We start from the raw sequence: 12,844 nt of genomic DNA on the forward strand, positions 1-12,844 counted from the left end.
GATCTATAACGGTAATCAAGCTGATTAAACGAATAGATTTTAATTTAATTCAATAGAAATAAATGAAAATCATCAAATTATTACTGCAGTTTGTTAATCAAGTTTTTAATAATACGTTGGTTTATTATTTTATAAATATTCAAAAATATAGTAACCAGCTTCTTTATAGTCAGTGATTATTGATTGAGTTTTAGGCGGGATAAGATTATAATTTAAAAATGATTTAAAAAAAGTCATAACTTAATTTTGCAAAAAATATAACACGATATATTTTTTGGATGATTTTTAAAAAACTCAGCGAATTAAGTTGGTGTTCCTAATTAGAGTTAAATTAACAAAATAAGCAACTTTTATCTGATCGTTGTTTAATTTAATGGAAAATATTTAGTTGCAATAGCTACATTACTTGTTACCTTGGCTTGATTGTTATTTATAGTGAACATATTTGCTTGGCCTTGTATAAAGCTTTTTCTGCAGGCAGAAATGAGCTTTAAGCTATCTAGGAGAAAAAAATGAACGAGATAGTTGCTTTAAGTTTTATAATGCCGATTATGGATACTTGTTTTTTATTTTTCGAATTTAATTTCTTTAGACTGTATGGAGATAAGATTGGCAGCAAATTTTTAAAATATGGGATTTTAACAGTTTGTTTTTTAGTTTTTGCGTTTGTTATGACGATCTATTCTTTGAATAGCTTGTACTTTGTTTATTTTCAATATGCTGTTCCGATTACGATTTTTTTTGTTGATGGGAGAAAACGCGGTTATTTTGTTTTTGGATTAGCAGTGATCGCAATGTTGGTTGCATTAATTGCCAATAGAATGTTCTCAGTTAAATTGTTTGGAACCATTTTACTAGGATTTATCGGAGTATTGTTGTTTTGTGAATTAATTCAATTGCTGCCTAGACTTAAACTATTTACAAAATACGTAATTGCAATGATTTTTATTAATATTATTATACCAATTGGAAGTGAATACAGTCGAAATTTGATTTCTACTAAACAATTGGCTAACACTTTTTTGCCGCTGTTAGTTGGATCAATACTAATTACGCTATTTGTTTATGCTTATGTGAAAGCCATGCAAAAAAGAGAGGCTGAGATACAAAAATTAAAGTATGAAGCAAGTCATGATGAATTAACAACTTTATTGAATTATCGGACATTTTCGAATTATGTAACGCAGATCGTTGCTGATAAGAGTTCGGTTTATACGATTATAATGATTGATTTAGATAATTTTAAACGGGTCAATGATAAATTCGGTCACCTAGAAGGAAATCGTTTGTTGAAAAAATTCTCAATTAAACTTAACAACTTTTTTGGCGATAAATTAGCAACTCAAGCCAGTGTTTTTCGATTTGGAGGTGAAGAATTTTGCCTTGTTTTTAAAAATGTTCCAGAAGAAACGGCTTATAAACTGATTTGGAAATTTGAAAGATCATTAACTGATGAAAATTACTTAACGACCGACGGACAGCAAGTCGCGATCTCCTTTTCAGGTGGGGTAGCCAGCACTGATCAAGAAACTAATATTCATGAAGCAATCAGGAAAGCTGATGCAGCAGTTTATCTGGCTAAAAGTAATGGACGGGCGCAAATTGTTTGTCCAGATCAGGCTGATAGTTAAAGTAATCCGGCAGGGGAGAAAATGAAATGAAAAAAGTATTAAGAGGCTTGCTCTTTTGTTTAGGCATATTGCTGATTTTCACAAATTTAACTGAAACTCAGGCAGATAACAATTCAAATTTTTCCGAGAAAAAAAATCTGGCTTATAAGCAGGCAAAAGAATTTGTTGATCACAAAATGTTAGGCAGCATAGGGATATATACCAACTATTTAAACAAAGAAACACTTCAAAAAAATACGGCTTCAGGTCATCAATATTTAAGTGAGTCGGCTGGATTATACTTGCTGGATTTGGCTACTACCGGCAATCAAGCACAATTCAAAAAATTTTATAATACTACCAAAAAAAATTTTTATCATGACGGGGTCTTTGTTTACAGAATAGATACTAACAATCGAAAAAAATATCAAGTTAATGCGACAATTGATGATTTGCGAATTATTAAATCGCTGTTAGTTTACGACAAAGTTCATCAGACTAATTATTATCAACATGAGGCCCAACAGCTTTTTATAAAACTGAAAAAAAAGGTTAAACGCGGTCCGTATTTAACGGATTACTATAGCATTCGCACTAAAAAGCAGTCAAAAAATGTGACACTGTCCTATCAAGATCTACCACTTTTACAAAAATTTGATCCAGCATTATATAAAAAGGCACTGAAATTGGTAACGGCTGGATTTATTAGTAAAAAGGTTCCGTTGTATCAACAGGTTTATAACTTGAAAACCAGGAAATACCATACTAAGCAGATCGTTACGGCACAAAGTTTGCTGACGATGGAACATTTGGCAGCGGTTGGTAAATTACCAGCGGCTAGTCAGAATTGGTTGCTGAAAAAGGTTAAATCTAAGCAACTGTATAATGTTTACAATTATCAGGGAGTTGCGGTAGAAAAAAACAGTTCAGCAAGTGATTATGCTTTGGCAGCAATTATCGGAAAAACTGTTGCGAATAAAGAATTGTATCAAGAAGCCGTTAAAAAACTGCTGACTTTGCAAGTTAATGATTCCGGATCACCGATTTTTGGCAGTTTTGGTGATGCGAAAACCAAGCAAGTTTATTCATTTAATGAACTATTGTCATTGTTAGCATTAGGAAACATTAGAAACCGCGATTTTAGTTATTAAGGGGTAACCTAGTAATGAATTTTAAAATGGATTCAAAGAAAATAGTGGCACTAAAGAAATTTTTTATGACCCCACAATTTTTAGCAACATTGGTGGCTGGATTGATTATTGGTTACTTAATGTTTATTCCCCCGATTAATGGCTATGCGGATAATGGCGATTTTGCTCGAGCAATCTATTTTAATGGAATATATCCAATATCCAGTCATTACACCTACCTTAAATATTTACAGCCGCATTATGGCATTATGCAATATTATAACGAACATCAGGCAATGTTGTTTTCCTCACAGGGAATTTTTATAAAGCTGGCGATTTTTATAAATCAGCTTTTTTACAGCAAGAAAATTTTTGATATTCGTTTTATAGGGATGTTGTACTACATATTTTATTTGGGCGGCATATATTTTTTAACCACGGCTTTGACTTATGGAACTAAGAAAAAAACTAATTATTTAATTGCTGGGTTAATTGTCTTTATTTTTGCTGATTCATCTTGGTCGTTATATTTTAATAGTTTTTTTGCTGAACCGGTAATGATTATTACCATGTTGTATTTGGGTGCTGCAATAATTTTGTTGGGGAAAAATTGTAATCATAAATTAGCAGTCTTTGCAGTTTATTTGGTTGCCAGTTTAATTTTAATTACTGTTAAACAGCAAAACGCACCGTTGGCATTAAGTTTAAGTTTATTAACCTGCGGCTTGTTTTTTGTTTTTAAACAGAAAAAGCATAAATATCTCTTGCTGTTTTCTATTGCTCTTTTGCTGGCAGCCGGGTTTGCAACTTACGATCTGATTACCAGTGATTTTAGTCAAATCAATAAGTATCAAACTATGTCGCGTGGGGTGCTGCTTAAAGAAAAAGATCCGGGATCTGATTTGGAAAGAGGAGGAATTAGCCGGCAATTTGGTTTGCTGAAAGGAGAAATATATGGTCAGACTTACTCAGAGGCATCACAAACCTCGGCTGTTGTTGAAAAGGATTTTTTAGAAAAATTTGATTTTGGCTGGGTTTTGAAATTCTATTTGGTCCATCCAAATGAATTTCAGCGAATGCTGGATATTGCGGCTAAAGATGGTTATTTGATTCAGGTACGGGCGGTTGGTGACTATCAAAAAGCACCCGGAACGCATCCGTATCAGCAAACTCATTATTTTACGCTATTTACTCTTATTATGGGGGCCTTTTTCCCAAAACGGATTGCTTTTTATATTTTGCTTTGTCTGATTTTAACGGTGCTATATTTGATAATCGGCTTTTTAGGGTTCAAAAACAATGAAACTGAATCAATTCTGAAATGTTTTAAAATGCTGGCTTTTGTAACTATGATATTGGGAACGTTTGTCATCAGTATCGTTGGTGATGGTGACGCTGATTTAGCAAAACACTTGATCATGGTTCCGTTAACCTTGGATTTGATAATTTTAGAAATTTTTGCGGATGTTTTACACCATTCTTTCTGGCATCCTTTGCAATCTGGAAAGGAGCAGCTTAATGAACCAAGTGAAAACAACTAGAATGTGTCAGCTGAATTTGCTGTTTTTGGTGCTGATTTTTTCTTTACTACTGCAGGTTTTCCCGGCAAAAGCTGCAAATCTGTCCAAAGCGGGCAATTCTGTTAATAAGGTTCTGGTCGTTTATGATAGCAAGAACACTTACTATAACGGAGAAAAAACAATTGATTCGCTGCAACGGATGCTGACGGCCTTAGGAATGAAAACCACTACCACTACAATCAATAATTATCGCCAAGGAACTTTGGAAAATGGCGGTTATAAAGCAGTTATTACGTTAATTAATTGGAATTATGTTAATTTTAGCAATCAGGCATTTGTGGCCGATCGGAGAAACTTTCAAGGAAATAAAATACATATTGGTCAGAACTTACAAGCGGATGAAGCACAAGGGTTGCAAGCAAATGTTGGTAAGTTGGTGCGGCAGCAATTGATGTTCAAAAATGACGAAGTGAGAGAACAACTGCCTTATACAGACTCGATGGAAATTCTTAATAACATCAAGGGAAACTACTTAACTTTTGGGCAGTTGGAGCTTCAAAGTAATGAACACGCTAAAATAATTCCCTTTGGGGTCATCAACAATAATAATGCCTATTTACCATTCTGGAAGACAACTGGCCTAGGTCTGATCTATGAGCAGCAATTATTAACCAAGTTGCTAACTAACCAACAAGAAAAAAATTATCAACCATTGTTATTAATTACCAAAGTGACACCACTTGCTCATTTAGATTATCTAAAACATTTAATCCAAGTTTTAGATAAGAAAGGAATTCATTATGCAATCAGTGCCACTATTACAACGCAAAATACCAATCAAAAGGCCTTTGCTGATTATATTAATGTTTTAAAATATGCTGAAAATCATAACGGTCTGATTTATTTAAGAATGCCTTATTTGCTGGGAAGTTATCTAACAGGTGCCGTTACCAATGAGTCCTTAACAACGACAATTACAAAAGATTTGCGACTGTTGTACAGCAAACAAATATATCCGATGGGAATTGCGGCTCCAAATTTTTGGAATCATGATGCTGTTTTGAGTAAAAGTGGATTGAAACGGGCAGATGAAATTTTATTATTGCCCAATCCAAAGGTTTATCCGACAATTGCTGCCAGCAGCAGTGCTGCAACCTATCATAAAGCGTATTATGTAGCTTCTTTGGCTAGTTTTGAGAAAGTTAAGGCAACACATTCATTGTTAACAGCTGAGAATATGGAGTTTGCAGTCCCAACAGCATTAAACGTAAATCTACCTAGGACGCTTGCCAGGTTAACCAGAGTTGAAAAAGATATAAGTAAAATTGATTTAACTTGGTATGATTTTTCGGCTGACCCATCACTTAAAAAAATGAAAATGGGCAATAAAACGTTAACTTATCAATTCGGTAATTATTATGTTAACGGCCGGCAACGAGAGATATTGGAAAGTAATAATAACAAGCATAAAAAGTCTAAAAAACCAAGTTCAAATATTTCATTGATTCAAAGAATCAACAATATTTTCCGTTCTGGAAGCAAGGTACTTTTGGTTGTCGTCATCGTGTCACTGATTGGATTAGTAATTTTACTGATCAAAGGCTGGCAAATCTACTTAGACAAGTTTAGGAGGAAATAGGCTGTATGTATGTAGTGGACACACTTTTAATTATTAGTGTAATTTCAATCTGGCTGGTTTTACTGATTAATATTATTTTGGTATTTGCTGGTTATATTGGTTATTTACGCGGTCATCAGGCATCTTTGCCAAGTAAGCTGCCGTTTGTATCTATCTTGGTTCCGGCACACAATGAAGGGATCGTTATTGTTAAGACGGTCGAAGCGCTACTGAGATTTGATTATCCAACTGATAAGTATGAAATTATTGTTATTAATGATAACAGCTCGGATAACTCAGCAGAATTGTTACAAAAAATTCAGCAGGGAAATCCCAACCGCCTTTTAAAGGTTATTAATACTGATAAAGTTAATGGAGGCAAAGGGAAATCAAACGCACTAAATATCGGACTTAAAGCAGCCAAAGGAAGTGTGATTGCTGTATATGATGCCGACAATACACCAGAAAAATCTGCATTAAAAATTTTAGTTTCGGAACTGGTTGCCGACAGCCAAGCGGGGGCGGTAATTGGTAAATTCAGAACAAGAAATAAAAATGCTTCATGGCTGACAAGATTTATAAATGTTGAAACACTGTCTTTTCAGTGGCTTTCACAATCAGGTAGAAAAGTGCTGTTTAATTTATGTACGATTCCTGGAACCAACTATGTTATTCGCAGAGATTTAATTGAAAAAATTGGTGGTTGGGATGTGAAAGCTTTGGCAGAAGATACAGAAGTCAGTTTTCGCGTTTACCGGATGAATTATCATATTAATTTTCAGCCGAAAGCAGTTACTTGGGAGCAAGAACCACAAACCTTTGATGTATGGTTTCACCAGCGGACAAGGTGGGTCAAGGGAAATATTTATGTTATATTAAAAAATTTGAAATTCTTATTTATCAAAGAGGGACGCCCGATTCGATTTGATTTGCTCTATTTTTTAGCGATCTATTTTCTGTTAATGGTTTCCTTGCTGATTTCGGACACGACCTTCATTTTATCTGTTTCCGGGCTAGTGCATATTGATATTTCCGGTTTCAGTAATCTGCTTTGGCTTTTTGCCATGATTTTATTTGTTGTCAGTACCTTTATTACGATCACCACTGAAAAAGGAGAGATGACATTTAGTAATTTGATGGTGATCGTTTTGATGTATGTTGTATATAGTCAAATGTGGTTGTTAGTGGCGTGTTATGGATTAATAGTATACATATGGGAAAAAGTATCGCATAAGAAAACAGGTTGGTATAAAACAACGAGGTATAAATAAATGAAAAAAATAATTAGATTTTTAGGAATAGTAGCTGGAAGTTTAGCAATTTCGTTATTTATGACACTAATGAATGCCAAGGCTGATGATATGAAGAGCTATACTCAGCCGTTTCAAAATAATACAACTACTCTATCTGGCAAATCAGTGACAGCGAATATGTATTTTACCAAGATTGATTACTGGGATCTAAAGACGGCTACTTTGAATTTGAACTATGAAGTTTCACAGTTGGCAGCTGATCAAAAGTCAGATATTACTATTTCAGTAAATGGAATTAAGTTTTATTCTTTTCGTCCGGTTATCAAAAGTGGAATGCAGACTAAACAAATTGATATACCTACTAATTTAATCAGTGGTTCCAATAACTTGCAGATTTATGGACAAGTTATTAACCAATCCAAAACAAGCTCAACGCTGGCGCAAACACCGGCTAATTGGCTGACCTTGTACAAGGGTTCAAATGTTAATTTTCAATATTATTTAAAACCGCCGGAATTTAAAATAAATTCGTTTTATAATCATTTTTCTGGGGCGGATACAATTTCATGGGGACAGTCAGTCATTGCTATCCCCAAAAATGCCAGCAACGGAGAATTAACCGCTGCAACATATGCGCTTACTGGACAGACCCGGACACTATCTACAGATACAGATCAATTACCATTAACTTCATTTGAAAATAGTAGGTCAAAGAAGGCAAAATACAAAATTATTGTTGCCTTATATAAAAATTTGCCGCCAAAGTATCAACGACAAATTAGTGCAAATGATGTTCGCAATAACGGATTTTTAAAATTGTTTTATCAGAAAAATAAACATGTTTTAGTTATTACTTCCCAAAAAATCAAATTATTGCAAAAAGCGGCTAGGTTTGCGGCTAATTCAGAATTAATGGAAGAAACGCAAACACCAACCGAAAAGATTGACGATACGACCGCAACCTATTCATCAACCCTTAATTACAATGGAACGGCAAAGTTAACTACCAAGGGACAAAAACTAACCGGTGCTGGTCATCAAGAAGCTGAGTTCTTTATAGGTTTGCCAAGCAGTCGGACTAATTCTGTAGGCAGCAAGGTCAACTTGCATTTGAGATACTCAAAAAATTTAAATTTTAAGAACTCATTGGCAACGATATATATTAATAAAAAAGTTGTTGGAAGTCATAGGCTGCAACTTGCCAAAGCTGATAACGATAATTTTACGGTGACGCTGCCAGCTAACCTGAAGTTGGGAACTAGTCTGGTCGTGCGAGTGGCACTAGATTTGGCTCCGCGAAGTACGGCCGTTAGTGATAACTCGGAAACTCCATGGGCTTATATTGAATCTGATTCGAAAGCAAATATAAATTCACAAGAAAAAAATGATCTGCTCTTTTCAAATTATCCTAACTTGTTTATTCGAAATCGAACTTATAATCATATCGTAGTCGTCCGGCCTAAAAAACTAACTAATTATGACTTTCAGACAATTACTAATATTTTTAATTTAATCGGTGCTTATGCTGAAAGTAACACTGGTTCAGTTGAGTTTTATACTAAAAAACCGTCAACGAAGGTCTTGCAAAATAAAAATTTAATTGTTTTTGGAACTCCGCAAAGCAATCATTTTATTAAAGAATTAAATAGCTCAATGTACTTTAAATTTAATAAAAAGTTCAAGGGCTTTGTATCAAATGAAAAATTAAGTATTGAGAAAAAATACGGTGAAAATATTGGAACTGATCAATTATTGCGCTCGCCTTACAATAAGAATTTGGGATTACTGGTTGTAACAGCTGCCCACACACAAGATGTTTACACGGCAACAACGCAGATAAATTTTTCCAAGAATATTATGCAGCATAACGGGGATGCAATAGTTGTTGACCAGAATAACAATATTTACAGTTATCGCTTTAAAAAGCAGGCCGTGCTTAATAAAAAACTGTCATTAAAACAAAATGTTCAAAAAAATAGCAAATTGTATATCTATCTTGCGATGACAATATTTATTGCTGCTATTTTGATTGCAGCAATCGTTTTGTTATTGTTGAAGAATAAAAAGCCAAATGGAAAGGGTCAGCAAAATGATGAAGAAAAATAATACTTTAATTGCAGATGTATATTTTTTGTTGATGTTGGCGGCTTTTTCAATTGTAGCAATTTATATGGGGACGGCTCATCATTTTTTAATGATAAATGTTTTTTATTTGGGAATTAGTTTGTTGTTGCTTATAATCAGTTATTTTATGGGTTTACTCCCGGGATTGCTTGGTAATTTGATATTTATCTTCATTCAAGGCAGTTATATGTTGTATGTTAATTTAGTTAAAGGACAAGAAGTTAGTTTTTTGATGATGTTTTGGTTATTTATGCCGTTGCTGCTATCTTTGGTAACTTATGGAATGACGGATCGCCAAAGAAAAATTCAGGCAGAGAATCAGCATATGCAGTTGCAACTAAGTGAGGATATTGTTTTTGATGAGTTAACCAATCTGCGGACGATGAATGCTTACCAGCAAGATGCAGAAATTTTCATTGGAACTCATAAGCGATTTTCAATTCCAGTTTCTACGGGGATCATCACTGTTCGTTATGATGATCAACTCTTGAATATGATTTCGGCAGAGAAAAAAGTCAAACTGATTAAAGAAGTTTCGAAAATTTTGGTAGCTAGTTTGCGGGAAAATGATATTATTTATAATATTTCCGGTCAAGCTAACAAGCCGCGCTGGGCAATATTATTATTCTCGGAAAAAGATGGCGCCAACATAGCTACTGAACGCATTAAAAAAAATGTGGAAGAACAGCTTGCGAAACATCCACAATTTAATAAATATGATATTCAATTAAAAATCGGCGTGGCAGAATATGATGATAGTATTACATCAGTTAAGGGATTCATAGCTGCTGCCGTCCAAGAACAAGCATATGACGTGTAGATAACATAGCATGTTAGAACTGGAAGTGTTCTCTTAACTATTGCTAAACTGAGAGAAATTATAGATATAAGTTCAAAATGATAAAACTGATTAAGAAGCTGAATTCGAATATGAATCTCAGCTTTTTTTATATTATTTTACATGCTGCAAGCGGTTAGCCTGAATAATTTGTTTGCGATATACAGAAGGAGTGACACCGACTTCCTTTTTAAATACATGGTTAAAGTAGCTGGGATTACTAAATGATAATAAATTAGAAATTTCACTTGGACGTAAAACTTTAGTTGCCAGCATATGCTTAGCAGTGGTAATTTTTTGCGAATTAATATAAGTTCGAATGCTTACTTTGAATTCTTTTTTGAATGTATGACTAACTGTGCTGGGTGAATAACCAACATACTGGGCGATATCTACTAACGAAATTTTTTTATAAATATTGCTTTTAATATACAACACACATTTTTCTGCCAAGGGTAAATTGGTAATGTGCCTGACATTTTTGAGAGTGACAAAACATTCCATAGCTAGTTGATGTAAAGTGCTGGCAAATGGTTTGAAAGAAGTACGAAATTCGATTTTTCCTAAAAGATCATCTTGAACTTTTAGGGCTAGATTGAGGGCTAACTCATTTTTTTGTAAGCAGACGTAAAATAATAGCGTAATAAAGTGGATTAACACATCTTTCATTCCGCGCTCGTAATTGTTTTTCTCAAAGATAGCTCCCATATAACTACTGTAAGTCGGTCTTTTTAAAGCTCTTTTAAACCTTGTTTCATTTAGTTCCGAAATAGCAATTAAAATCTCTTGTTCGTTGCAAACGAGTTTTTCGATTTGCTGTTTAGAAAAGAAATTTAATGTTTGTGGTGCATAAATATTTTTAAAATGGTAGTTCCAAGTTGGTGCAGGGCTTTGAGTTAATAATTGATAAATAAGTGAAGCAGTTTCGCTTATTTTTTGACCAAAGCCAATTAAATTTGTGGTATCAAAGGCATTGGTAGTGTTTAAATGTGGGACAATTAAAATTTTAGTATCTTGAATCATGAAACTGGTAATGTAAAAGTTATTTTTATTGATGATTAATAATTCATTGACTTTAATTTTACTGTTAAGTGCTTCAGTAATGAATCTTTTTAGATCAGAAACTTTTTCACTAGCTGTTGATTCAACATTGTTTTTAGAATAAAGAAAAATATCCACTGAAGCAATTTGAGCTAAAAGGGTAAGATTACTATCAAGTTTCATTTTTAGTTTCCTCCGAGCTAGGGTAATTGTTGAATGATGAGTATAGGGGCTCCTTCCCTGATCAAATAGTGAAACTACTTACCCGGTAAACTTTAACAAAGAAAGTGCTTTTTTTTATACAAATTAAATAATATTTGCAATATTTTGCTATTAATTGCAAGAAAATGCAATTAAACAATTGATAAGTGAACCTTATAATAGATTCTATGAAACGAATTAATTATATTTTTGCAACTATTATTTTTTGATTGTAAACGGAGGGGGAAACAAAGTGTCGAGAAGAAAAGGTGGGCTTTGGATTTTAGTTTTTGCTATTTTTTTGGGAACACTATTTTATAGCAAAACTTCTTTAGCTCAAGCTGACACTAATGAGAATGAGACTGGTTCATTTCCAGTAGGCGGTTCGGTTGAACAGGACTTCCCTGGAACGGTAGATAATCCACTCGGAGTTGCTTCAGTTTTTCATATTTTTGCTCAAGAAGCAGAATTAAATGCACATACGGATGGAAATATTGCCGTTGAAAATTTGATTGGTAATGTTAATTTTGGAACTGATATTCATCAGAACTTAGTTAAACAAGATGTCAGTTATATTCAAAATGTTACATCGATTAGCTCAAGCTCTTTTGTTGCAGACAATGGTGATCGAACCAATAAAGTTATTTTTGGCAAGAATGTAGCTTTGGCAACAACTGATAACGGCAATGCTTTAACTGTTAATGGAACTAAAATGGATCATTTGAAATTGGATGAAGTTTATCAAGACAGTGATACTGAGCAATATATTGATTTTAATGAAGTGTTTGCCGAGCTGAATGCTAATTCTCAGAGTTTAGCTGAGCAGCTTCCAGTTAAAAGTTATCAGCAATCAGATTTTGCCGATTCAAATAATCGAATAATAAATATTGCCGGTTTAAAACCTAATGCCCAAAATCAAATTATTATTAATTTGAATAGCGATGTTTTGTCAGGAAATACCCCATTAACGATTGAAGGAATTGATCCTGCCAGTGATGGACCGATGATTGTTTTTAATGTAGCAACAGCCGGACAAGCTTATAGTGTAAATTCTAAAATTGTTTTGAAATACACCGATGGTACTGAAAGAGATAATGAAGAAACAGAGAATTTTAGTGATGCCCATATTTTATGGAACTTTGAAAATACGCAAACAAATCAAGAAATTAATTTTAATGCGCCATTTCAAGGCAGTGTACTGGCACCTAATGCTGATTTAAATATTAATCAAAATCTTGATGGTAACATTGTTGGTAAAAAGGTGGTGGTTGCTGCTGAAACTCATCGTTGGGATTTGCAACCAAGTACGACGGAATCTACAACAACAACAACCAATAGCACAACAGGTACTACGACACCAACGACTGGGGAAACAACGACAACTGGCAGTACTACAACACCAACAACCGATGAAACAACGAGTACCACAACACCGGTAACAAGTGGAACGACCACGACTGGTAGTACCACGACACCAACGACCGGGGGAACAACGAGTACTACGGTGCC

The 12,844-nt window shown here is 34.0% G+C and carries 9 protein-coding genes; 8 read left to right on the forward strand and 1 reads right to left on the reverse strand.

The genetic code is table 11. The annotated features are described in order from the left end of the window. The first annotated feature begins 512 nt into the window (after window positions 1-512). Genes FC89_RS09085 through FC89_RS09115 form a run of 7 tightly spaced genes read left to right on the forward strand, consistent with a single transcriptional unit; the run spans window position 513 to window position 10,075 of the window. Window positions 513-1,631 (forward strand): GGDEF domain-containing protein, encoded by a 1,119-nt coding sequence (locus tag FC89_RS09085; protein ID WP_057872232.1) that lies wholly within the window; start codon window positions 513-515, stop codon window positions 1,629-1,631. Between the two features lie 26 nt (window positions 1,632-1,657). Then, window positions 1,658-2,761, forward strand: coding sequence for a glycoside hydrolase family 8 (locus FC89_RS12595; protein ID WP_157060699.1), 1,104 nt, complete (start codon window positions 1,658-1,660; stop codon window positions 2,759-2,761). A gap of 14 nt (window positions 2,762-2,775) precedes the next feature. Next, window positions 2,776-4,281, forward strand: coding sequence for a glycan biosynthesis hexose transferase WsfD (gene wsfD / locus FC89_RS09095; RefSeq protein ID WP_235804408.1), 1,506 nt, complete (start codon window positions 2,776-2,778; stop codon window positions 4,279-4,281). Further along, window positions 4,259-5,899 carry a hypothetical protein gene (locus tag FC89_RS09100; RefSeq protein WP_057872233.1) on the forward strand — a complete coding sequence of 547 codons (1,641 nt, stop codon included), beginning with the start codon at window positions 4,259-4,261 and terminating at the stop codon, window positions 5,897-5,899. Before wsfD ends, FC89_RS09100 begins: the two co-directional genes overlap by 23 nt. A 5-nt stretch (window positions 5,900-5,904) precedes the next feature. Continuing rightward, window positions 5,905-7,149, forward strand: coding sequence for a glycosyltransferase family 2 protein (locus FC89_RS09105; protein WP_057872234.1), 1,245 nt, complete (start codon window positions 5,905-5,907; stop codon window positions 7,147-7,149). After that, a complete protein-coding gene (locus FC89_RS09110) occupies window positions 7,150-9,237 on the forward strand; it encodes a cellulose biosynthesis cyclic di-GMP-binding regulatory protein BcsB (RefSeq protein ID WP_057872235.1) in 2,088 nt (695 codons plus the stop codon). Next, on the forward strand, window positions 9,221-10,075 hold the full coding sequence (locus FC89_RS09115; RefSeq protein ID WP_057872236.1) for a nucleotidyl cyclase domain-containing protein: 855 nt from the start codon (window positions 9,221-9,223) through the stop codon (window positions 10,073-10,075). The genes FC89_RS09110 and FC89_RS09115 overlap by 17 nt, the downstream gene beginning before the upstream one ends. A gap of 132 nt (window positions 10,076-10,207) precedes the next feature. Here FC89_RS09115 and FC89_RS09120 read toward each other — a convergent pair whose 3' ends face one another. Next, the gene (locus FC89_RS09120) at window positions 10,208-11,317 is read right to left on the reverse strand and encodes a helix-turn-helix domain-containing protein (RefSeq protein WP_057872237.1); all 1,110 of its coding nucleotides are present in this window, start codon (window positions 11,315-11,317) and stop codon (window positions 10,208-10,210) included. A 271-nt stretch (window positions 11,318-11,588) separates the two neighbouring features. Here FC89_RS09120 and FC89_RS09125 point away from each other — a divergent pair. After that, on the forward strand, window positions 11,589-12,844 hold a 1,256-nt coding region (locus FC89_RS09125), incomplete at its 3' end, for a collagen-binding domain-containing protein (protein ID WP_338040052.1).

This window comes from Liquorilactobacillus ghanensis DSM 18630, from assembly GCF_001435235.1.
Classification (GTDB): Bacteria; Bacillota; Bacilli; order Lactobacillales; family Lactobacillaceae; genus Liquorilactobacillus; species Liquorilactobacillus ghanensis.